This is a genomic window from Paracoccaceae bacterium (assembly GCA_012103375.1).
Classification (GTDB): domain Bacteria; phylum Pseudomonadota; class Alphaproteobacteria; order Rhodobacterales; family Rhodobacteraceae; genus WLWX01.
In genome coordinates this window covers 262,619-284,838 of record WLWX01000001.1, presented here as the reverse complement: position 1 = coordinate 284,838, position 22,220 = coordinate 262,619, and the positions used below count along the sequence as shown (strand labels likewise).

Below are 22,220 nucleotides of genomic sequence, written 5' to 3'. Positions count from 1 at the left end.
ACAATTGCGGCAGTTGGTGGCGGCGTCAATTGAAAGCTGTGTGCCGCCCAAGGGGGGGGTTGAACATGGCCGCAGGTTCATGACAATTGGTCTATGGAACACCCCCTTATTGATAGCTGGGCCAAGGCGGCCCCTGAACTGGTTGCCGTTGCAGCGGGACGCGCAGCGGCGGATCTGGTTGTGAAGAATGGCCGCTGGGTCAATGTCCACACGCGCGAGGTGATCGAGGGCACGGATATCGCCATATCGCGCGGGCGCTTTGCCTATTGCGGCCCCGATGCCAGCCATTGCATCGGTGAATCGACCGAGGTGATCGAGGCGGACGGTGCCTATCTGATCCCCGGCCTTTGCGACGGGCATATGCATATCGAAAGCGGCATGCTGACCCCGGCGGAATTCGCCGCTGCGGTGATCCCGCACGGCACGACCAGCATCTTCCATGACCCGCACGAGATTGCCAATGTTCTTGGCCTGCGTGGCGTGCGGCTGATGCATGACGAAAGCCTGTTGCAGCCGATCAATGTGTTCACGCAGATGCCCTCCTGCGCGCCCTCGGCCCCGGGGTTGGAGACGACGGGGCATGAGATCAGCGCCGAGGATGTGGCCGAAGCGATGGCATGGCCTGGGATCATCGGGCTGGGTGAGATGATGAATTTCCCCGGTGTCTCGGCAGGTGACGCGCAGATGCTGGCCGAGATTGCGGCGACGCAGAACGCGGGCAAGACCGTCGGCGGTCACTATGCCAGCCCCGATCTGGGCCCGGCCTTCGCGGCCTATGTCGCGGGCGGCCCGGCGGACGACCATGAAGGTACTTGCGAGGATGATGCGGTGGCCCGCGCGCGGCTTGGCATGCGTTCTATGATGCGGTTGGGGTCGGCCTGGTATGACGTGGAAAGCCAGATAACGGCGATCACTGAAAAAGGCCTCGACCCGCGCGGGTTTATCCTGTGCACTGACGACAGCCATTCCGGCACCATCGTGAACGTAGGTCATATGAACCGGGTGGTGCGTCACGCGATATCCTGTGGCTGTGACCCGGTGGTGGCGATCCAGATGGCGACGCTGAACACCGCGACGCATTTCGGGTTGGAGCGTGAGATCGGCTCGATCACGCCGGGGCGGCGGGCAGATATGATCCTGACCGGCGATCTGGAAACACTGCCGATAGACCGGGTGATCGCGCGCGGGGTCACAGTGGCCCGCGATGGGGTGGGCAAAGTCGATTGCCCACATCTGGACTGGCCTGCCGAGGTGCGCAGCACCGTCAATATGGCCCGCGATCTGGCCGAGGTGGATTTCCGCATTGAAGCGCCCGAGGGGGCGAATTCGGTGCGCGCAAAGGTGATCGGTGTGGTCGAGAATCAGGCCCCGACGCGGGCGCTGACTGCCGACCTGCCGGTGCAGGACGGCGTGGTGGAAGCCGAGGGTGAGGTCTGCCAGATCGCCCTCGTCGAGCGGCACCGGGCGACCGGGGGTGTGGTGAACGGGTTCGTTTCGGGCTTTGGATACACCGGGAACATGGCCATGGCCTCGACCGTGGCGCATGACAGTCATCATATGATCGTGGTCGGGACATCGCGCGCGGATATGGCGCTGGCCGCGAACCGGCTGCGCGCCGTGGGCGGCGGGATCACGGTGTGGCGGGACGGGGTCGAACTGGCCATGGTCGAACTGCCGATTGCCGGGCTGATGTCGGACCGGCCTGCCGCGCAGGTGGCCGCTGCGGCGGACCGGATGGTGCAGGCAATGGCCGAGTGTGGATGCACGCTCAACAACGCCTATATGCAGCATTCGCTGCTGGCACTGGTTGTCATACCAGAGCTTCGGATCTCTGATATGGGGCTGGTTGATGTTACCCGGTTCGAACTGACCGAACTTTTTGAAAGCACCGCATGACTGATCCCAACCTGCCCATCGTCAGCCCCGAAGTCCCTGGATTTGAGGAGTTTCGCGACGCCGACGCCGCCGTCGAGCGCCTGAACGATTTGTACCAGACGGCCAGCAAGTTTCTGTGCAACGCGTTTTCCGACGCGGCAAAAGGCGGCATTCCAGCGGCGCGCGCGCGGGCGTTTTACCCCGAAATCCGCCTGACTACGACAAGTTACGAAGTCGGCGACAGCCGGTTGAGCTTTGGCCATGTCGCCGGTCCCGGAACCTATTCGGCGACGGTGACACGCCCCGATCTGTTCGCCAGCTACCTTAAGCAGCAAATCTCTCTGGTGATGGAGAATCACTCGGTCCCGGTGCGGATCGGGCCGTCGACGACGCCGATGCCGGTGCATTTTGCGGTGGCCAACGATGCCTCGGTCAGCGTGCCGCAATCGGGCGTGATGGACTATGCGCTGCGCGATTATTTCGACGTACCCGACCTGTCGACAACCCATGACGAGATCGTCAACGGCTATGGCTTTGCCCATGCCGATGGCGCCCATGCGCTGGCGCCATTTTTGGCCCAACGGGTGGATTATTCGCTGGCGCGGCTGTCGCATTACACGGCGACGGCCCCGGACCATTTCCAGAACCACATCCTGTTCACCAACTATCAGTTTTACGTGGATGAATTCGAGGCCTTCGCCCGTTCGGTCATCGAAGACCCGGACAGTGATTACACCAGTTTTGTCGGCCCGAATAATCAGGAGATCACGACAGCCGACGGCGCCATCACGGTGCCCGAACGCTTGCCGCAGATGCCGACCTATCATCTTAAACGTCCCGGGGGCGCCGGGATCACGCTGGTCAACATCGGGGTCGGCCCATCGAACGCCAAGACGGCGACGGATCATATCGCGGTGCTGCGCCCGCATGCATGGCTGATGGTCGGGCATTGTGCGGGCCTCAGGAATTCGCAGCGGCTGGGTGATTATGTGCTGGCCCATGCTTATCTGCGCGAAGATCACGTGCTGGACGACGATCTTCCGGTCTGGGTGCCGATCCCGGCGCTGGCGGAAATTCAGATCGCCCTGGAACAGGCTGTGGCCGAGGTGACGGCGCTTGAAGGGTTCGAGCTAAAGCGCATCATGCGGACCGGCACGGTCGCCACCATCGACAACCGCAACTGGGAGCTTCGCGACCAATCTGGCCCGGTGCAACGGCTGAGCCAGTCGCGCGCCATCGCGCTGGATATGGAGTGTGCGACCATCGCGGCCAATGGGTTTCGGTTCCGCGTGCCTTATGGAACCTTGCTGTGCGTTTCGGACAAACCGCTGCACGGAGAGCTGAAACTGCCGGGCATGGCCTCGGATTTTTATCGCAATCAGGTCACCAATCACCTGCTGATCGGCATCCGTGCGATGGAGGCGCTGAGCAAAATGCCCCTGGCGCGAATTCACTCTCGTAAGCTGCGCAGTTTCGAAGAAACGGCGTTTTTATGAGGCCGCGAGCGGCGTGAAGACGGTTTTCCGGCCAATAATTCGCGAAAAGCACTTGCAACTGACCGCTAATCGTTGTGGAACCCCCATATATAAGGCTATTGTGGCAAGGTGAGCCCCAAGTATAGGGGGCCGCATGAGGAGAGATATCATGGCAAGCAAACCGATGACCAAAACCCAGCTGGTGGCCGCACTGGCTGAGCGGATGGACACCGACAAGAAATCCGCTGGTGAAGCGCTGGACGCCATCACCGGCATCATCACCGACGAAGTGTCAGGCGGCGGTGCCGTGACGCTTCCGGGTGTTGGCAAAGTCTATTGCCGCGAACGTCCGGCCCGTATGGTCCGCAACCCCGCCACGGGCGAGCAGATCCACAAGGATGCCGACAAGGTCGTCAAGATGACCATCGCCAAGGCTCTGAAAGACAGCGTCAACGGCTGATCCGGCCCTGACGAACTGACCAGAAAGGTCGCCCATTGCGGGCGGCCTTTTTTTGTATAGAGCGTTTCCATGGATGTCCGCGCAATTCTGATGGGGCTGGCCTTTGTGGTGATGTGGTCCTCGGCCTTCAGCTCGGCGCGGATCATTGTGGCCGACGCGCCGCCGTTGAACGCGCTCGCGCTACGCTTCCTGATTTCCGGGCTGATCGGTGTGGCGATTGCGCGCGCGCTGGGCCAGTCGTGGACCCTCAGCCGGGGGCAATGGTGGGCGACGTTGCTGTTCGGGGTATGCCAGAACGCGATTTACCTGGGGCTGAACTTTGTCGCGATGCAGACGGTCGAGGCATCGCTGGCCTCCATCGTGGCATCGACCATGCCGCTTTTGGTGGCGCTGGCGGGTTGGGTGGTTTTCCGGGAACGGCTGAGCCTGCTGGGGTTTACCGGTCTGGTGGCGGGCACCATCGGCGTGGTGATCATCATGGGCACACGGATCGGCGCCGGGGTCGATCTGTTCGGCCTGTCGTTGACAGGCATTGGGGTGCTTGGCCTGACATTCGCGACCCTTGCGGTGCGCGGCACGGGCGGTGGAAAGAACATGCTGATGATTGTCGGCTTGCAGATGCTGGTCGGGGCGGCGGTGCTGGCCCCGTTTGGGTTGTGGCTGGAGGACCCGAGTGTGACGTTGTCGACACCGCTGGTTCTTGCCTTTGTCTACACCACTCTGATCCCCGGGCTGGCGGCGACGCTGGTCTGGTTCCATCTGGTCGACCGGATCGGCATGGTGCGCGCCGCCACATTCCATTTTCTCAACCCATTTTTCGGGGTGTTGATCGCTGCAATTCTGTTGAACGAAGCCGTACGCGCGGCGGATCTTCTTGGCGTCGTCATCATCATGCTGGGCATTCTGGCGGTGCAGATGGCGAAGGTCAGACACCATAAACATACCTGACACATTCTCTGACGTGCATTTGATGTGACAGGTCAGGGGCTTGGCCCTATGCCAATCGCCATGGAATTGATCCTGGGATATGCCGCCGGACTGCTGACGCTGATTAACCCCTGCGTCCTGCCGATCCTGCCCATCGTATTGGCCACGGCGTTGCAGGCTAGTCGTCACGGGCCGCTGGCCATCGCCGCAGGGATGAGCCTGTCATTCGTGGTCCTTGGCCTTGGCGTCACGGTTGTCGGCTATAGCCTGGGTATTACCGAGGAAACCATCGCCCAGGCTGGCGCGGTGCTGATGGTCGGTTTCGGTCTGATCCTTCTGGTGCCGCGTTTTTCTGCCGGGTTCGCCACGGCAACCGCTGGGTTTTCCGGCCGTGCGGATTCGCAGATCGACGATCTTGAACAGGGCGGTATGCGCGGGCAGTTTCTGGCCGGCGTACTGCTTGGCGCGGTCTGGTCGCCCTGCATCGGGCCGACACTGGGCGGCGCAATCTCGCTGGCCAGTCAGGGCGAAAGCATCGGCTGGGCCGCCGCCATCATGATGTCTTTCGCGCTGGGCGTGTCGACGATCATCATCGCACTTGGCTATGGCGCGCGATCCGTCATCCTGCGCCGTCAGGCCACGATGCGCGCGATTGCCGGTAAGGCCCGCCCGATCATGGGGGCGGTGTTCGTCCTGGTCGGTCTTGGCATCCTGTTCAAAGTTCACCACCTGGCCGAGGCCTGGGCCGTGCAAAACCTGCCTGCCTGGCTGATCGACCTGTCTGTTTCCATTTAACCAAGGAGTATCCACATGAAACGTCGCGACTTTCTGATTGCAGCAAGCGCTACAGCCGCCGCCACAATGGTTCCCGCCGCCGCAATGGCCGCCAAGAACTACAAGCCCGGTCTGGTCCAGTCAGAGCTGGCTGCGGGCAAGACCGTATTCCTGGATTTCAAGGCTGCCTGGTGTTCGACCTGCGCCAGTCAGGAGCGCACGATCAATGCCCTGAAGTCCGCGAACCCGGCGTATGAGCAGGCGATCAGCTTCATCAACGTGGATTGGGACAAATATGGTCGGTCGGATCTGGCCAAAGCGCTGAAGATCCCGCGCCGCTCGACCCTGGTGGCGCTGAAAGGCAATCATGAGATTGGGCGCATCGTGGCCGGAACAGGCCGGGCGCAGATCCAGGGGCTGATGGATGCCGCGCTGAACGCTGCGACCAGCTGAGGGTATTTTAGCCGGGGCGGGCGTAGGTAATCAATCACCAAGCTGGGCGAACGCCTGACCGGGGGTAGGCGATGCAGCATGTCTGTATGGCAATTTATGGTTCAGCGGTAACTCTAAGATAAGAAGGTTCCGCGACCCATCTAAATCGCCTGCCCGCGGGACGGTCAGGCGATCGCCCGGCGCCCTTGCGGGCTTGATTCCGGGCGTTGTTCGCACATTTGGCCAACGTCCACTTAAGTCAAAACCCAACAACGCGAACTCAGCCAATTGGGCCGCGCCGACCTCCGGTCTGGGCGCGGTCCAGCAGCAGATGATCCAGCAGCACGCAGGCCATCATCGCTTCGCCCACCGGAACGGCACGGATACCGACACAAGGGTCGTGGCGACCTTTGGTGATGATCTCGGTCGGCTGACCGCCTTTGGTGATGGTCTTGCGCGGGGTCAGGATAGACGACGTCGGCTTGACCGCGAAGCGCACCACGACATCCTGCCCGGTTGATATCCCTCCGAGGATGCCGCCAGCGTGGTTTGACGAATAGACCGGCCCGTCCGGGCCCATCGAAATCTCATCCGCGTTCTTCTCTCCGGTCAGCATCGCGGCGGCCATTCCGGCACCAATCTCGACCCCTTTGACGGCGTTGATTGACAGCATCGCCGCCCCAAGATCGGTGTCGAGCTTGCCATAGACCGGCGCGCCCAGCCCCGGCGGGACACCCTGCGCCGTAATTTCGATCATCGCACCGACCGAGCTGCCGGATTTGCGTAGCCCGTCCAGATAGTCGGCCCAGCCCGCCGCCGCCTTGGCGTCGGGGCACCAGAACGGGTTCTGTGCGATCTGATCCCGGTCAAAGGCACTACGGTTGATGGCCTGATCGCCCATTTGCACCATATAGCCGGTGATCGAGAGGTCCGGCACCAGCGCTGCCAGCGCTGCCCTTGCCACCCCGCCCGCCGCCACCCGCGCCGCCGTTTCGCGGGCCGAAGACCGCCCGCCGCCACGCGGATCGCGAATACCGTATTTCTGCCAATAGGTGATATCGGCGTGGCCGGGGCGGAACTTTTCGGCAATGTCGCCATAGTCTTTGGAGCGTTGATCCGTGTTCAGGATCATCAGCTGGATCGGGGTGCCGGTGGTTCGCCCCTCGTAAACGCCGGACATGATCTGAACCTCGTCCGCCTCGCGCCGCTGGGTGGTGTATTTGTTCTGCCCCGGCTTGCGCTTGTCCATCCAGACCTGAATGTCACCTTCACTCAGCGGCACGCCCGGCGGACAGCCATCAACCGTTGCGCCCAGCCCCGGCCCGTGGCTTTCGCCCCAGGTGGTGACACGGAAGATATGTCCGAATGTGTTCAGGCTCATCGCGCGGCTCCTTTGCATGTTCCTCTAAAGGCATCACAATGCGGATGGAAGCGGCTGCACCAATCTGGCTAGCGATCCAAAGCCAGCATCATCGTCACCTTGTTGCCCACAGCCCCACTGACCGTCCAGCCCAAACGTTGATAGAAGTCGACGTTGGCGGACATCTTGCGGTGCGTGGCCAGGTGCATTTCGCGGCATCCCAAGGCCCGCGCCAGCGTCTCGGCAAACCGCATCAGATCGCGGCCGACGCCCTTGCCGCCATGATCTGGCGCCACTGCGATATTGGCCAAGTGAAAGTTGGCGTCTGTCGCCCACCCGATCAGGCAACCGATTACGGTCTGGTCCTGCTCGGCCAGATGGACGTGGCCTGCAGCGATGTCGTCAACCACGCCGGCACTAACATCAGGCAGATCCGGCAAATGACTCACCCAGGGCGCATAGGCCGCACGGATCACGTGTCGGACTGCGGCGGCATCAGCGTGCTGCGCTTTTCTGATCGAAACCTCGGCCATGAGACGATCAAAACCCACGGCGCGCGCGTCCGCAAGACTCCCCCTTGCCGAAAGATGCCCCGGCACCTAAGAAGACAATACCTCGGGGGGCCCATTGGGCTGAGATGCGAAAGCGAACCCGTCGAACCTGAACCGGTTAATACCGGCGGAGGGAAGGTCGAGCATTCCTCACCCGATCCTTCGTCCGGCCACCAAGGAGAGTGAGAATGCGTACCCTATTCCTTGCGGCAGGGCTTTTGGCAGCAACACCTGTGTTCGCGCAGGACAAGCCGACCCTGACCGTGCTGACCTATGACAGTTTTGTGTCCGATTGGGGCCCCGGCCCCGTGGTCGAGGCTGCGTTTGAAGAGGTCTGCAACTGCGACCTGAAATTCGTCGGCTCTGGCGACGGGGCTGCCCTGTTGGCGCGTATCCGACTGGAGGGCGCGCGATCCGAGGCGGATGTGGTGCTGGGCCTCGACACCAACCTGACGGCGGCAGCTGCGGGCACCGGCCTGTTTGCGCCCCATGGCGTGACGCCCGAAGGCCTCAGCCTGCCCATCGCCTGGGATGATCCGCTGTTCCTGCCTTTCGACTGGGGCTATTTCGCCTTTGTCCATGACACGGGCAAACTGGTGAACCCGCCTGCCGATTTTCGGGCACTGGGCGCGTCGGATGTGTCTGTCATCATCCAGGATCCGCGATCCTCGACCCCCGGTCTGGGCCTGCTGATGTGGGTCAAGGCAGCTTATGGCGACGAGGCCGGGTCGGTCTGGGCCGACCTGTCGGACAACATCGTCACCGTCACCAAAGGCTGGTCCGAGGCCTATGGCCTGTTCCTTGAGGGCGAGGCGGACATGGTGTTGTCCTACACCACCTCACCCGCCTATCACCGGATTGCTGAGGAGGATGACACCAAGGCGGCGGCAGAGTTTGCCGAAGGGCATTACCTGCAGATCGAGGTGGCCGGGAAGCTTGCCTCTGGCGATCAGCCGGAATTGGCGGACGCCTTCCTTGCTTTCATGCTGTCCGAAGGGTTTCAGGGCGCGATCCCGACGACCAATTGGATGTACCCGGCGGTGACCCCGGCGGGCGGGCTGCCCGAAGGGTTCGGATCGCCGCGTGACGGCACGTCCTTGCTGGTCGCCCCGGGTGACGCACCTGCGGTGCGCGATGCGGCGCTGGACGAATGGCTGAACGCGCTGGGCCAGTAACCCCGCGCGTCGCGCTGATTGGGGGGCTGGCAGCTGGGGTGATCCTGCTGCTGGTCCTTGGGTCTATCGCCGCCGTCGCCCTGCGCGCCGAGGTCTGGAGCGGGTTGAAACCGTCCGACTGGGCGGCGCTGCGCTTCACGCTGTTGCAGGCCGTTTTGTCGGCGGTGATCAGCGTCGGGCTGGCGATTCCGGTGGCGCGCGCGCTGGCGCGGCGGCAATTTCGCGGGCGTGGTGCGCTGATCACCCTGCTGGGCGCGCCGTTCATCCTGCCGGTGATTGTCGCCGTCTTCGGGCTGTTGGCCGTCTTTGGTCGCAGTGGGATTGCCAGTCAGGCGCTGGGCTGGCTGGGCCTGCCACCACTTTCGATCTTCGGGCTGCACGGCGTGGTGCTGGCGCATGTCTTCTTCAACCTGCCGCTGGCGGTGCGGCTGATCCTGCAAGGCTGGATGGCGGTACCAGCGGAACGGTTCCGATTGGCGGCCTCGCTGAACTTCACCTCTCGCGACGTGGCCCGCCACATCGAGTGGCCGGTGTTGCGAGAGGTCGTGCCAGGCGCCCTGATGGCTGTGTTCCTGATCTGCACGACCAGTTTCGCAGTGGCCCTGACCCTTGGCGGAGGGCCGCGCGCCACCACCATCGAATTGGCGATCTATCAGGCGTTCCGGTTCGATTTCGACCTGTCGCGCGCGGCATTGCTGGCGCTGCTTCAGGTGGCGGTGTCAGGCACCGCCGCGCTGATCGCGCTGCGGGTGTCGCGCCCGGCGGATCAGGGCGGCGGGTTGGACCGGGTTGCCCGGCGCTGGGATGCCGCCGGGCCGGTTGCGAGGTTGCAGGATACGCTGTTTCTGGCGCTGGTGTCGCTGTTTCTGTTGCTGCCGTTGCTGACCATCGTGTTGCGCGGCCTGCCCGGCCTGCTGAGCCTGCCTGCGCCGGTATTCGCGGCGGCTGGCCGCTCGATCCTGGTGGCGCTGGCATCGACAGCGCTGACGCTGGCACTGGCCCTGCCGTTGGCGGCGATGGCGCATGGATTGCGCGGGCGCGGCGGTAAGGTGGTTGAGGGGCTGGGGTATCTGACAATCGCCGCCTCTCCGCTGGTGATCGGGACGGGGTTGTTCATCGTCATCTTTCCCTTTGCCAATCCGGTGGCGCTGGCCTTGCCGGTCACGGCGTTGGTGAATGCGGCGATGGCGCTGCCGTTCGCGCTGCGTGTTCTGGCCCCTGCCCTTGCTGGGGTCGAGGGCGGCTATGGCCGCCTTGCCGACAGCCTGCGCCTGACCGGGTTTGCCCGATTGCGGCTGCTGTGGTTGCCGCGCCTGCGCCGTCCGCTGGGGTTTGCCGCCGGGTTGGCGGCGGCTTTGTCGATGGGCGATCTTGGCGTTGTCGCGCTGTTTGCAGACCCGGAGGGGGCGACGCTGCCGCTGACCCTCTATCGGTTAATGGCGGCCTATCGGACCGGGGATGCGGCGGCGGCGGCGCTGTTGCTGCTGATGCTTAGCCTGGCGGTATTCTGGGTATTTGATCGGGGGGGACAGACGGATGCTGACGCTTGAGGGGGTGCGCCTGACGCGTGGCGACTGGACGCTGAGCGCCGATCTGACGGTCCAGGCCGGTTCGCGCGTAGCGGTGATCGGCCCGTCGGGGGCGGGCAAGTCGACATTGCTGGATCTGATCTCGGGCTTCGTCGAACCGACCGGGGGGCGTATTCTTTGGGACGACACGCTGCTGACCGGACAGGCCCCCGGCGCGCGCCCGATCAGCCTGTTGTTTCAGGATGGCAACCTGTTCCCGCATCTGAGCGCCTTCCAGAACATCGCGCTGGGGCTGCGCCCCTCGCTGCGGCTGACGCCGGCGGAACGCGACCGTGTGCGCGCCAGCCTGTCGCGGGTGGGGTTGTCCGGGATGGAAGATCGCAAACCCGGCGCGCTTTCAGGGGGGCAACGCAGCCGGGTGGCGCTGGCGCGGATGTTGCTTCGGGCGGAACCGCTGGTGCTGTTGGATGAACCCTTCGCAGCGCTGGGTCCGGCGTTGAAGGACGAGATGCTGGCGCTGCTGCTGGATCTGATTGCAGAGATTGGCGCCACCCTGCTGATGGTCACCCATGATCCCGAGGATGCGCGGGCATTGAAGGGCCAGACGATCCTTGTTGCCGATGGGGTGGCGCATCCGCCAGAAGACACTGGCGCGCTGTTTTCGAACCCGCCTGCGGCACTGGCCGCATACCTCGGATAGAAAAACGCGCCCTGGCAAACCGGGGCGCGTTTTTTCATTTCATCCGATCAGGCGATGTCAGGCGGATTTGGCGCGCTTCTTCACCGGCGCCCAAAGCGCCTTGTTGGTCAGGTAGAGCAGCACTGACAGGATCGCCAGCATCAGCACCCCGACCAGGCCGGCCTGCTTGCGCTGTGCCAGCTTGGGCTCAGCCGCCCACATCAGGAAGGCCGCCGCATCTTCGGCAAGATGATGAACGTCATTTGCATGCTCGGGCTCAAAGGTGATCGCGCCGTCTGACAGCGGTGGCGACATCGAAATCCAGCCACCGGGATAGGCGGTGTTTTCGTAGAGAGTCGTATCGCCGACAGTCTTTTCCTCACCCGTATAGCTGGTCAGGATTGCAACGATGTACTCTGGCCCGCCCATGCCCTTGAACAGCTGGTTCAGGCCAAGGCCATAGGGCCCGTGGAACCCGGCGCGCGCCTTTGCCATCATGCTGAGGTCGGGCGCGCCTACTGTCGGGTTGGCCGGGAAATTCGAGGTGTAGGTGACCACATATTCCTCTTTCACCGGATCGTAATGTTTCGGGTTCGCGCGCTCGTCCGGGACAAAAAGCTCGGCGGCATAGGCACGAACCTGATCCTCTGGCAGGGCTGGTCCGCCGCTTTCGGTCAGCGAGCGGATCGGAACATACCGCAGCCCGTGACAGCCCGAGCAGTTTTCCGTGTAAATCTGCAACCCGCGTTGCAGCTGATGCTGGTCGTAAGTGCCGAAGGGCCCTTCGAAGGAGAAATCGACATCCTCGATATGTCCATCTCCGCCGCCTGCGGGGATTGCGGGGGTTGCAAGGGCAAATACGGTCAGGACCGATGCGATGGTTGTGCGGATCATGATACCGGTCCCTCTTATTCTGCCGGGGTCGCGTCAGCCGCGCCCGTGGCCGTGCCATGGCTGACCTTGGCGCGGAAATCGTCTTCGATGGTGTCGGGCAGCGGCAGCGGTTTTTCGATCACGCCAAGCAGTGGCAGGATGACCAGGAAATACGCGAACCAATAGGCCGACGCGATCAACGCGATGATGCCATAGATACCCTCGGCCGGTTGCGCGCCGCACCACATCAGCACCACGAAGTCGATCGCAAGAAGCGCGAACCACATCTTGAACATCGGGCGATAGCGGCCCGACTTGATGCTGGAAGTGTCGAGCCACGGCGTCAGCGCCATGACCGCAATCGCGCCGAACATCGCCAGCACACCGAAGAACTTGGCGTCGATGATGCCGCCGGTCACCCAGCTTGCCAGCATCACAACCCAGACGTCCGAGGTGAAGGCCCGCAGGATCGCGTAGAACGGCAGGAAGTACCATTCGGGCACGATGTGTTCCGGCGTCGCCAGGGCGTTCGCCTCGATATAGTTGTCGGGGTGGCCGAGATAGTTGGGCATGAAGCCGACGATGGCGAAGAACACCGTCAGGATCACGACCAGCGCGAACAGGTCCTTGATCACGAAATAGGGCCAGAACGGCAGCGTGTCTTTTTCCGCCTCGGCTTTGGAGCCTTTGCGCACGTCCACGCCCGCCGGGTTGTTGTTGCCGGTGGTGTGGAAGGCCCAGATGTGGACGACCACCAGACCGGCGATCACAAAGGGCAGCAGATAGTGCAGGCTGAAGAAGCGGTTCAGCGTGGCGTTGTCGACCGCAGGACCGCCCAGCAGCCAGGTCTGGATCGGTTCGCCGACAAAGGGGATCGCGCCGAACAGGCCGGTGATGACCGTGGCACCCCAGAACGACATCTGACCCCATGGCAAGACATAGCCCAGGAAGCCGGTGGCCATCATCAGCAGGTAAATCAGCATGCCGATGATCCACGTCACCTCACGCGGGGATTTGTAGCTGCCGTAGTAGAGGCCGCGGAAGATATGCAGGTAGACTGCAAAGAAGAACAGCGAGGCGCCGTTCATGTGCAGATACCGCAGCATGAAGCCGCCGTTGACGTTGCGCATGATGTGCTCGATCGAGGCGAAGGCCTGATCCACATGCGGCGTGTAATGCATCGCCAGGATGATGCCGGTAACGATCTGCAACACCAGGCAGAAGGTCAGCACGATGCCCCAGATCCACATCCAGTTGAGGTTCTTGGGCGTCGGGATCATCAGCGTGTCATAGAGCAAGCCGACAACAGGCAGGCGCTTGTGCAGCCACTTTTCGCCGCCAGTCTTGGGTTCGTAATGGTCGTGCGGGATACCGGACATGCGTTCTCTCCCCTATCCCAGTTTGATCGTTGTGGCGTCGATGAAGGCCGCGACCGGCACGGCAAGGTTCGTCGGTGCGGGGCCCTGGCGGATGCGCCCGGCGGTATCATAGTGCGACCCGTGGCAGGGGCAGAACCAGCCGCCGAAGTCGCCGGCGCCGTCACCCAGCGGCACGCAGCCAAGGTGCGTGCAGACGCCGATCATCACCAGCCATTCGCCGGTCGGGCCAGCGTCTTCTTCGCCAAAGGGCGTCAGGAAACGGTTGGCATCAACCGCGCTGTCGCCATCGGGCAGGTTCGCGTTGCGGGCCTGATCGTCAATCAGCTCGTCCATCTGGACCTGATTGGCGGCGTCAATCTCTTCCTGGGTGCGGCGGCGGATGAACACCGGCTTGCCCAGCCATTTCACGGTCAGCTGGGTGCCGGGCAGAACCTCGGCCACGTCCACACGGATCGAGCTGAGTGCCTGAACATCGGCAGACGGATTCATCTGGTTGACCAGCGGCCAGACGGCAGCGCCGGTCACGACAGCGCCGGTGCCAGCGGTGGCATAGTAAAGGAAGTCGCGGCGTGTGCCGTCGTGGTCGTCTGCGTGGGACAAAAGATCTCTCCATCGTCGCGGCCCTTGAAAGCAGGGCGAATCCCGACCCGCCGCGACGCGCGCAGCGGATATTCGAGCGTTGTTTAGCTGCCCCTGCAAGGGGCGTCCAGCGGACAAACGGGCGCAGGGGAATGATTTGGTCGTTTCACCGAATTCGCCGCAACGCAGGGCGCGCCCTGGCCAGCGGAAATATCAGCGAATGAGGCCTATGGCGCATGCGGCAGCGTTGAGGCGACAGATGGACGCGCCGTCATCGCTTCTGCCCAGCGCGCCAGTCCCGATCCGCAAGTCGGAAATCAACATAGCCAAGTGCTGCAATGCAGGCGATCTGCCCCATGTCCAGCGCGCCTGACAGATGCGCGGTCCAGCGACCCTCTAACGTGTCCAGCGCGCGTTCGATCTTGGCCCACTGCGCCTCGACCGAGGGCGGGTTCTGCTTGTCTGCGGGGCGGGTGCGCCCCTCATAGACCATGGCGACCGCAGCATCGCTGATCCCGTCGCCCAACGCCTCAAGCGTCAGCACGTCCCAGATCGGCGCGTCGGGATAAAGCCCGCCATTGGCGCGCGCATCGAAAAAGCGACAGATCACCCGGCTGTCAAACAGTGCCGAGCCGTCTTCGCGTTGCAGCGTCGGTATTTTCCCAAGCGGATTTTCCTCGGTTGGCATCTTGCCGCTGTCCAGGGGGTGACCGATGGCCGGGCGCAGCTCTACATCATCGTGCTGGCCGGTTTCCAACAGCACGATGCGCAACTTGCGGCAGAATGGTGAAGCGGGGTTGTCATACAGAATCATTGGTCGTCTCCGTTGGATAATTCGGGGTCAGCATCAGGCGGGACAGTTCAGCAACCTCTTGCCCGAAATCGCTGTCGGTGATGGCACGAGCCGCGTTCAGACGCGCCGCGTCGGGCTTGTTCTGGCCCAGCTTCCAGGTGCCATCCACCGACGCAAGCGTCATTCGGCATGGCACGATCATACGCAGCATCCTGGCCAGCGCTTCCGGCGTCATCTTGTCGATGGTCCAGGGCGGCTTGGGGGCCAGGCGGCTTTCGTATTCGGCGGACTGGCGGGTCAGCACATCGGTCAGCCTGTCATCGGGCAGGCGTACCAGAGTTCCGCGCAGATGCACCGCCACATAGTTCCATGTCGGCACCTGATCGGGCGCCTCGTACCAATCGGGCGATATATACCCGTCCGCCCCTGCCACCGCGATCAACGCCGTCTGTGGGGATGTGAGCTCGCGCAGGATCGGGTTTGAACGTACCAGATGCAGGTCGAGCGTTTCGGCCTTTGCATCCAGAAGGAACGGCACATGGGCCGCAAGTGGTCCATCGGCACCGTTCAGCAGCAGCGTGCCAAAACTGCGTGACCGGGCAAGAGCAATGTGGCGGCTGGCAGCTTCGCCACGAAAGGCGGGATTTGGGTGCATTGGATCAGGCAGCCCTACCCAAAAGCATCGCGCCGTCCTGCCCTGTGATACGGGATCTGACGATTGCCCCGCAGCGCTGAGGGGTGGACAGGGTAACCTCGGCAAAATGCGCTGTCCGCCCCTTGGTGGCGGATTCCATCAAGACCGATTGGTCCGTTCCGGGCAGCGTTGCCAGATAACGATCGACCGCCGCCTCGCCCGCCGCACGCAACCGCGCCGCACGGGTCTTGATTGTCGCGCCATCCACCTGCGGCATCCGCGCCGCCGGGGTTCCGGGGCGCTGCGAATAAGGGAAGATGTGCAGCCAGGTCAGCCCGCAGTCTGCGATCAGTTTCATTGAATTGTCGAACATCGCATCGGATTCGGTCGGGAACCCGGCGATCAGGTCTGCGCCGAATGTCATATCCGGACGCAGCGCCCGCGCCTGTTCGCAGAACGCAATTGCATCGTCACGCAGGTGCCGCCGCTTCATCCGTTTCAGGATCATGTCGTCGCCCGATTGCAGCGACAGGTGCAGATGCGGTATCAGGCGGGGCTGGGTTGCGATCGCCTCGATCAGGGCCGTGTCCACTTCGATTGAATCGATGGAGCTGATGCGCAGGCGCGGCAGGTCCGGCACGCCGCGCAGGATCGCCTGTACCAGATCGCCAAGGCGCGGGGTCTCGGGCAGATCTGCGCCCCAGCTGGTCATGTCGACGCCGGTCAGAACAACCTCATTAAAGCCACGATCCACAAGGCGCGCGACCTGTTCGATAACGGTCTTTGCGGGTACCGAGCGTGAATTGCCGCGCCCGTAGGGAATAATGCAGAACGTGCAGCGGTGATCGCAACCGTTCTGAACCTGCACGTAGGCGCGCGCCCGGGTGCCGAGCCCGTCGATCTGCGGCGCAGGGGCAGCGGTTTCAGCCATGATGTCCGAGACTTGCGTACCGCCGGACCCACCCGCCAGACCCTGCCAGGTGTTTGCGCGCATCTTCTCGGCATTGCCGATCACGTCATCAACCTCGGGCATGGCGGCGAAACGTGCCGCCTCGGTCTGGGCAGCACAGCCGGTGACAATCAGCCGCGCCTTGGGGTTGTCGCGCCGCAACTGTCGGATATCTTGTGTCGCCTTACGCACCGCACGGGCCGTTACCGCGCAGGTGTTGACCACAATCGCGCCGTCCAGCCCGGCCTGACCGGCAAGCTTGCCCATAACCTCGGACTCATAGGCGTTCAGCCGGCAGCCGTGGGTGGAAATCCGGGTCAAAGCGGCAAGCCCGGGAAATCGTCGGACAGCACGCCGTCAAACACATGCGCGGTCGGCCCTGCAAGCCAGACACCATCCTCGCGCCAATCCACGGTCAGGATCCCGCCGTCGGCCACGATTTCAACCCGGCGGCCGGTCAGGCCCTTTTGGGCGGCAACCACGCCAGCCGCGCAGGCACCCGAACCGCAGGCCATCGTGATACCAGTTCCCCGTTCCCAAACCCGCAGCCGCAGCTTGTCCGCCCCAAGCAGAGACAGGAATTCGACATTCGTCGCCTCGGGAAACAGAGCGTCGGTTTCGATCATCGGGCCAATCGCGGCAAGATCCACGGTTTCGGCATCATCGACGACATGAACACAGTGCGGATTGCCCATCGACAAAGCCATCGGCGCACCATCCAGCGGCAGCGATGCCGGGTCGACCGCCCGGGCCAGCGGAACTTCGTTCCATTCGAACCGGGGCTGCCCCATATTGACCGCCACCTGCCCCGAAGGTTCGCGAACCGCCCTGAGGGCGCCAGCCGCCGTTGTGAGCGTGACTTCTGAGACCCCGTTTGCACGCATCAGCCAATCCGCAACGCAGCGCGTGGCATTGCCACAGGCCCCCGACACAGATCCGTCCGTATTCATGAACGACAGCCGATAGTGACCGGATTCGCCCGACAAAACAGCAAGTTGATCGAAACCGACGCCCCGATGGCGGTCGCCCAGGGCGCGCGCCAACGCGGCACTGACCGGAGTGCCACCAGACCGCTGGTCCAGCACAACAAAATCATTGCCAGCGCCGTGCATCTTCCGAAATGCAAGGCCCGCATATGCCGAGGATTCGCCCATAATTGCGCATATACTCCCTGCGTGCTGCCTTGCAAAGCCCACCACCCCACCCGCACACCCGGGAACCAACGGAATTCACACCGAATACAGGGTTGACGGGTGAAAGACGCAACGATAGGTCGTCGGGCCGAGTGGGCCGTTAGCTCAGTTGGTAGAGCAACTGACTTTTAATCAGTGGGTCGCAGGTTCGAATCCTGCACGGCTCACCACTGAAATCAATGACTTAGCAAACTATTTGACGCCCGAGGCTCGACTTTAGTCTCTTTTTAGTCTCTTTAATCGCTCTGCTTTGCGACGGTTCGCTATGTTCATCAATGTGACTGATGCCACTGCGAAACGAGCATCAGATTCGCGTGCGACGCGTGCACCTGATATGGTGGAGCCGCCTATGTTGAAACCATCTCCGTTGCCCAAACGCTTGCTGCAAAGCGCCGCGAGCGCATCGACCCCGATCAGGAGCTCGTCGCTCTTGGTGCCTCGAACGTTGGCGCAGCCGTTTCCGGTGGTTTCCCGGTCACCGGGGGGTTCTCCCGGTCTGTCGTGAACTTCGACGCCGGCGCACGGACACCAGCAGCAGGCGCCTTCACCGCCATAGGCATCGCGTTCGCGACCCTGTTTCTGACCCCGCTCCTGTTCTTCCTACCCAAAGCCACGCTCGCCGCGACCATCATCGTCGCCGTTCTGTCACTCATTGATCTGGAGACAATCAAGCGAACGTGGACCTACTCGAAGGCCGATTTCACAGCCATGCTCGGGACAATTCTTGGAACTCTGGCATTGGGTGTAGAAATTGGTATCGCGATTGGGGTCTTGTCCTCGCTTGCACTTCACCTGAAGCGAACATCGCGACCGCACTTTGCCGTTGTCGGAAAGGTTCCTGGGACAGAGCATTATCGAAACGTCAGGCGCCATACGGTAGAGACGACACCGGGCGTCTTGTCGATCAGGATCGATGAGAGTCTTTATTTCCCGAACGCTCGCTTCTTGGAGGACACCATCAATGATGCTGTTTCTCTGGACCCATCAATCCGTGAGGTCGTACTGATGTGCTCTGCTGTAAACTTCATCGATGCTTCGGCGCTGGAAAGCCTCGAGCAAATCGACCACCGACTTAAAGACGCTGGACTTCACCTTCATCTTAGCGAAGTGAAGGGACCAGTTCTGGATCGCCTACACCGCTCTGACTTTCTTGAGCATCTGTCAGGCAAGGTCTTCCTGAGCCAATACCAAGCAGATCAGGCGCTCAAGAGTATGCACCCAATATCGACGGGTTAGCACGAGAACGTTGGGGTCGGTGCTGAATTGGACGAACGCCATAACGACAATGGCGTCACGAACCGGCATTGGTAGGCCCAAATCCCACCCGCACGTTCATTACCGCCATTCATGTCTGTTGAGTCGCGCGATCCAGTCATCGGGTCACGCTGCGATCTCGCGGGCGCAGCGAATGGCCGGTTCGGTGAAGCTGCACTGCGGCGTAGTCTGACACGATGAATGGCTGGTTCGGGCCGATTGTGTTGAAAAACTCCGTTTTAGGGCCTGAACGATGATTTTTCTTTCCATGCAGCCCGATCCTAAATTTTTGGCGCGGGGGTCGGCCCAAATCGCCTACATGCGCTCACGCGCAGCCATGCGCTGTCTCGTGGTCAAAGCTTTCCGACTATTTCGCTTCATAGGTTTTCGCAAGAAATCCGCGACGCTCTGATTTCGGAGTTTTTCAACACAATCGGCCGTTGGCGTCAGTCTGGAAGGTTGCGATTGATGAACCTGCCAACACTGGGCTCTGCTGGGGCTGGGCTTTCAACAGTCTTCTAATGTTTTCTTCGAGTGACAAGCGCAAGGCAATCTAGACATCATGCTTGACCCCTGAAAGCCAATGAAATAGCCCCTAACTCGCTTCGCGGGCGTTGTGTAATGGTAAGACCTCAGATTTCCAATCTGAAGATGCGGGTTCGATTCCCGCCGCCCGCTCCAGGTCATTTCCAGTATTGTTACGAAAACTGAAACCGGGCTTGCGCGCTTTTCATCGGGCGGCGCTTGCGGGTAACAAAGCTGCGGAACCGTCAGAGGGGGTGGGGCATGTCTTTGGGCGATATCAAAGGCCGGATCGAAGCGGCTGCCATTGCCAGTGGGCGGCCTGCGGATGCGGTCACGCTGATCGCGGTGTCAAAAATGCAGCCGGAGGATCGGGTTCGTGTGGTGCTTGAGGCCGGGCAGCGTGTGTTTGGCGAAAATCGCGTGCAGGAGGCGCAGGGGCGTTGGGAACAGCTTGGCGGTGGGCGCGATGATCTGGAACTGCATCTGATCGGTCCGCTTCAGACAAACAAGGCGCGTCAGGCAATGGCGATGTTCCATGCAATACACTCGGTTGATCGTCCGAAACTGGCCAGGACCATTGCCCGGCTGGCCGATGAAATGGGCACCTGTCCGGATGTGTTCGTCCAGGTGAACACCGGGGCGGAACCTCAGAAGGCCGGTATCCTGCCAATGGACACGGACAATTTCGTTGATCAATGCCGCGACCTGAACCTGCCGGTTCAGGGGCTGATGTGCATTCCGCCGGCCAATGAAGATCCGAAACCGCATTTTCACATGCTGTCCGACATGGCCGCGCGCAACGGGCTCGCCTGCCTGTCGATGGGGATGAGCGGAGATTTCGAAGTCGCGATTGCCTGCGGGGCGACGCATGTTCGTGTCGGTTCAGCGATCTTCGGCGCGCGGGACTAACCGCGCACAATCAGGCGAGAGGTTCGCGTCCAGTTCTGGGCGATCCAGCGCAGGTCTTTCGGTGCGAATGCCACACAGCCTTCGGTCGGGTGGCGGGGTTTGCGCCAGCGGTGCAGGAAAATGGCAGAGCCGGCGCCAGGTTTCGCATTCGGCCGATTGTGTTGAAAAACTCCGAAATCAGAGCGTCGCGGATTTCTTGCGAAAACCTATGAAGCGAAATAGTCGGAAAGCTTTGACCACGAGACAGCGCATGGCTGCGCGTGAGCGCATGTAGGCGATTTGGGCCGACCCCCGCGCCAAAAATTTAGGATCGGGCTGCATGGAAAGAAAAATCATCGTTCAGGCCCTAAAACGGAGTTTTTCAACACAATCGGCCAGTTGTAGTCCGTCATAAGGACCAGATCATAAAGCCGGTCGCCCCGGCGCATTCGTTCGTGTGAAAATCGGTGGCCGGGCGCGCGCAGGCCGTGGTTATAGGCCGGATCCGCTGGATCGTCTGACCAAATATCACCCGGGCTGATCGGGGAAAGCGGGAAAGCGGTGTCGGCCCTGCACCACACGCGATCGGCGCGGTATTTCGCGCCGACGATCCGCCAGACGCCGACCGGGGTTGCGCCGTCGCCTTCGGATTTGGAACCGCTCATCCCGCCGCGCCCAATGGCGCAGGGCAAGCGGCGGCCGCGAAACCGCGCACCCAAGCGTGTGACGACCAGATCAGTCGACCTCATAAAATATGCCCGGACTTTTTCGCTTTCACATCCAGATAGTCGGTGTTGTCACTGGTTCGCCCTACAGCCAATGGCACCCGTTCGACCACATTTATGCCGCAGGAGCGCAGGCGTTCGACTTTGGCCGGGTTGTTGGTCATAAGACGCGCGCTTGAAAACCCAAGCGCACGCAGAAGCGACGCGCCGATGCGGAAATCGCGTTCGTCATCTTCAAAGCCCAGGCGATGGTTCGCCTCGACCGTATCAAACCCCTGATCCTGAAGCGCATAGGCACGCATCTTGTTGGCCAGCCCGATACCGCGCCCTTCCTGGTTGAGGTACAGCAATACACCGGCGCCCTGGTCCCCCATCGCGCGCAAGGCAGCCTTCAGCTGCGAACCACAGTCGCATTTGAGCGATCCAAGCACATCGCCGGTAAAGCAGGCTGAATGCAGCCGTGTCAGGACCGGACCGTCCCGATCCGGTGCGCCGATTTCGACGGCGTAATGTTCTTCGCCCCCGTCAGCGGGGCGGAACACATGGACCCGCCCGGCGTCCGACACGACAAGCGGGACGCGCCCCGCGGCGATCTGGGACAGCGCTTCGGGTGCACTCAACGCGGCCAGGTCGTCTGGCGAAAGTGACGTCAATTCTGACGCAGCCGCAGGATCGGCCAGCGGGGCGACCAGAACCGCCGGCAGAAGATGCGCCGACTTTGCCAGACGGATCGCCGCGCGATGAACCTTGGCCGGGCTGTCGCGTAGGCTGGTAAACGGGCCTTTCATCGGGTGGCTTAGGTCCGATGCCGGGTCGGCCATGGCCCGAACCCAGGCGACATCCGCATCCGATGGCAACGCAATCCGCGCCAGATCGCGGTCATATGCACGCGCCTTCAGCGTCGTGGCGCGCCGTTCGGTGATCGCCAGAACCGTCTGACCCGCCGCGCGAAGTGCAGCCAGCCGATCCACACTTGCAGTTTCCGCCGCCAGAATCAGGGATGCCCCGCCATCATCCTGCAACACAACCGGCACCCCGGCGCGCAAATCGGTGCGCGCACGGGCCAGACGTTCGGCAGAGTTCAGTGACAGGCCCATGGTCCCCCTCGGGCGTTTCGTTACATGTCGTGGCGCTGCAATAGCGCTTTGAGGGGGTGAATTGAAACAAAACCCGCGCTCGCGACACGTCCGC

At 62.2% G+C, this 22,220-nt stretch carries 23 protein-coding genes, 2 tRNA genes, 1 pseudogene and 1 riboswitch; of the genes and pseudogenes, 14 read left to right on the top strand and 12 right to left on the bottom strand.

Annotation, left to right across the window (positions count from 1 at the left end; all coding sequences use genetic code 11):
- The first annotated feature begins 93 nt into the window (after window positions 1-93).
- From ade to GKR99_01445, 6 genes are all read left to right on the top strand, one after another.
- Complete coding sequence (gene ade, locus GKR99_01470) at window positions 94-1,896, top strand: adenine deaminase (GenBank protein ID NKB26286.1); 1,803 nt, start codon at window positions 94-96, stop codon at window positions 1,894-1,896.
- Window positions 1,893-3,371, top strand: a complete 1,479-nt coding sequence (locus tag GKR99_01465; GenBank protein NKB26285.1) for an AMP nucleosidase — start codon at window positions 1,893-1,895, stop codon at window positions 3,369-3,371. The genes ade and GKR99_01465 overlap by 4 nt, the downstream gene beginning before the upstream one ends.
- Before the next feature lie 148 nt (window positions 3,372-3,519).
- Complete coding sequence (locus tag GKR99_01460) at window positions 3,520-3,810, top strand: HU family DNA-binding protein (GenBank protein ID NKB26284.1); 291 nt, start codon at window positions 3,520-3,522, stop codon at window positions 3,808-3,810.
- Window positions 3,811-3,879: 69 nt separating this feature from the next.
- Window positions 3,880-4,758 (top strand): EamA family transporter, encoded by an 879-nt coding sequence (locus tag GKR99_01455; protein NKB26283.1) that lies wholly within the window; start codon window positions 3,880-3,882, stop codon window positions 4,756-4,758.
- Window positions 4,759-4,818: 60 nt separating this feature from the next.
- Window positions 4,819-5,532: a cytochrome c biogenesis protein CcdA gene (locus tag GKR99_01450; protein NKB26282.1), complete on the top strand. Its 714-nt coding sequence runs from the start codon at window positions 4,819-4,821 to the stop codon at window positions 5,530-5,532.
- A 15-nt stretch (window positions 5,533-5,547) separates the two neighbouring features.
- Window positions 5,548-5,964: a thioredoxin gene (locus GKR99_01445; protein NKB26281.1), complete on the top strand. Its 417-nt coding sequence runs from the start codon at window positions 5,548-5,550 to the stop codon at window positions 5,962-5,964.
- Window positions 5,965-6,223: 259 nt separating this feature from the next.
- On the opposite strand, the gene aroC is transcribed toward GKR99_01445, so the two are convergent.
- A complete protein-coding gene (aroC, locus tag GKR99_01440) occupies window positions 6,224-7,324 on the bottom strand; it encodes a chorismate synthase (protein NKB26280.1) in 1,101 nt (366 codons plus the stop codon).
- Window positions 7,325-7,392: 68 nt separating this feature from the next.
- A complete protein-coding gene (locus GKR99_01435) occupies window positions 7,393-7,836 on the bottom strand; it encodes a GNAT family N-acetyltransferase (protein NKB26279.1) in 444 nt (147 codons plus the stop codon).
- Between the two features lie 73 nt (window positions 7,837-7,909).
- A riboswitch (TPP riboswitch) is annotated at window positions 7,910-8,007 on the top strand.
- Between the two features lie 35 nt (window positions 8,008-8,042).
- On the opposite strand from GKR99_01435, the gene GKR99_01430 reads away from it, so the two are divergent.
- The 3 genes from GKR99_01430 to GKR99_01420 are packed head-to-tail and all read left to right on the top strand — an operon-like array spanning window position 8,043 to window position 11,258.
- Window positions 8,043-9,029 carry a thiamine ABC transporter substrate binding subunit gene (locus GKR99_01430; protein ID NKB26278.1) on the top strand — a complete coding sequence of 329 codons (987 nt, stop codon included), beginning with the start codon at window positions 8,043-8,045 and terminating at the stop codon, window positions 9,027-9,029.
- A complete protein-coding gene (locus GKR99_01425; protein NKB26277.1) occupies window positions 9,005-10,579 on the top strand; it encodes a thiamine/thiamine pyrophosphate ABC transporter permease ThiP in 1,575 nt (524 codons plus the stop codon). Before GKR99_01430 ends, GKR99_01425 begins: the two co-directional genes overlap by 25 nt.
- Window positions 10,566-11,258, top strand: coding sequence for an ATP-binding cassette domain-containing protein (locus GKR99_01420; GenBank protein NKB26276.1), 693 nt, complete (start codon window positions 10,566-10,568; stop codon window positions 11,256-11,258). Before GKR99_01425 ends, GKR99_01420 begins: the two co-directional genes overlap by 14 nt.
- Window positions 11,259-11,315: 57 nt before the next feature.
- Here GKR99_01420 and GKR99_01415 read toward each other — a convergent pair whose 3' ends face one another.
- The 7 genes and pseudogenes from GKR99_01415 to GKR99_01385 form a co-directional block, all read right to left on the bottom strand.
- Window positions 11,316-12,131, bottom strand: coding sequence for a cytochrome c1 (locus GKR99_01415; protein ID NKB26275.1), 816 nt, complete (start codon window positions 12,129-12,131; stop codon window positions 11,316-11,318).
- A gap of 14 nt (window positions 12,132-12,145) precedes the next feature.
- Complete coding sequence (locus tag GKR99_01410) at window positions 12,146-13,489, bottom strand: cytochrome b (GenBank protein ID NKB26274.1); 1,344 nt, start codon at window positions 13,487-13,489, stop codon at window positions 12,146-12,148.
- Window positions 13,490-13,501: 12 nt separating this feature from the next.
- Complete coding sequence (gene petA / locus GKR99_01405; protein ID NKB26273.1) at window positions 13,502-14,089, bottom strand: ubiquinol-cytochrome c reductase iron-sulfur subunit; 588 nt, start codon at window positions 14,087-14,089, stop codon at window positions 13,502-13,504.
- 206 nt (window positions 14,090-14,295) lie between these two features.
- Window positions 14,296-14,882, bottom strand: a pseudogene (locus GKR99_01400) (glutathione S-transferase).
- Window positions 14,869-15,516, bottom strand: a complete 648-nt coding sequence (locus GKR99_01395) for an FMN-binding negative transcriptional regulator (protein NKB26272.1) — start codon at window positions 15,514-15,516, stop codon at window positions 14,869-14,871. Before GKR99_01395 ends, GKR99_01400 begins: the two are co-directional and overlap by 14 nt.
- 4 nt (window positions 15,517-15,520) lie before the next feature.
- On the bottom strand, window positions 15,521-16,765 hold the full coding sequence (mtaB, locus tag GKR99_01390) for a tRNA (N(6)-L-threonylcarbamoyladenosine(37)-C(2))-methylthiotransferase MtaB (protein ID NKB26271.1): 1,245 nt from the start codon (window positions 16,763-16,765) through the stop codon (window positions 15,521-15,523).
- Entirely contained in the window at window positions 16,762-17,598 is an 837-nt protein-coding gene (locus GKR99_01385; protein NKB26270.1) for a diaminopimelate epimerase, read from the bottom strand. The genes mtaB and GKR99_01385 overlap by 4 nt, the downstream gene beginning before the upstream one ends.
- Window positions 17,599-17,731: 133 nt before the next feature.
- On the opposite strand from GKR99_01385, the gene GKR99_01380 reads away from it, so the two are divergent.
- The 4 genes from GKR99_01380 to GKR99_01365 all read left to right on the top strand — a co-directional run bounded on the left by GKR99_01380 (window position 17,732) and on the right by GKR99_01365 (window position 20,325).
- Window positions 17,732-17,807, top strand: a tRNA-Lys gene (locus GKR99_01380).
- Between the two features lie 190 nt (window positions 17,808-17,997).
- Window positions 17,998-18,873, top strand: coding sequence for an STAS domain-containing protein (locus GKR99_01375; GenBank protein NKB26269.1), 876 nt, complete (start codon window positions 17,998-18,000; stop codon window positions 18,871-18,873).
- Between the two features lie 625 nt (window positions 18,874-19,498).
- Window positions 19,499-19,572, top strand: a tRNA-Gly gene (locus GKR99_01370).
- Between the two features lie 105 nt (window positions 19,573-19,677).
- A complete protein-coding gene (locus GKR99_01365) occupies window positions 19,678-20,325 on the top strand; it encodes a YggS family pyridoxal phosphate-dependent enzyme (GenBank protein ID NKB26268.1) in 648 nt (215 codons plus the stop codon).
- Here GKR99_01365 and GKR99_01360 read toward each other — a convergent pair.
- Window positions 20,322-20,447: a hypothetical protein gene (locus tag GKR99_01360; protein ID NKB26267.1), complete on the bottom strand. Its 126-nt coding sequence runs from the start codon at window positions 20,445-20,447 to the stop codon at window positions 20,322-20,324. The genes GKR99_01365 and GKR99_01360 overlap by 4 nt on opposite strands.
- On the opposite strand from GKR99_01360, the gene GKR99_01355 reads away from it, so the two are divergent.
- Entirely contained in the window at window positions 20,393-20,599 is a 207-nt protein-coding gene (locus tag GKR99_01355) for a hypothetical protein (protein ID NKB26266.1), read from the top strand. The two genes, GKR99_01360 and GKR99_01355, sit on opposite strands and share 55 nt — an antisense overlap.
- 58 nt (window positions 20,600-20,657) lie before the next feature.
- Here the strand turns inward: GKR99_01355 and GKR99_01350 are convergent, their stop codons facing one another.
- Both GKR99_01350 and ribA read right to left on the bottom strand, forming a co-directional pair.
- Entirely contained in the window at window positions 20,658-20,969 is a 312-nt protein-coding gene (locus tag GKR99_01350; GenBank protein ID NKB26265.1) for a hypothetical protein, read from the bottom strand.
- Window positions 20,970-21,049: 80 nt separating this feature from the next.
- Complete coding sequence (gene ribA / locus GKR99_01345; GenBank protein NKB26264.1) at window positions 21,050-22,126, bottom strand: GTP cyclohydrolase II; 1,077 nt, start codon at window positions 22,124-22,126, stop codon at window positions 21,050-21,052.
- Window positions 22,127-22,220 lie beyond the last annotated feature (94 nt).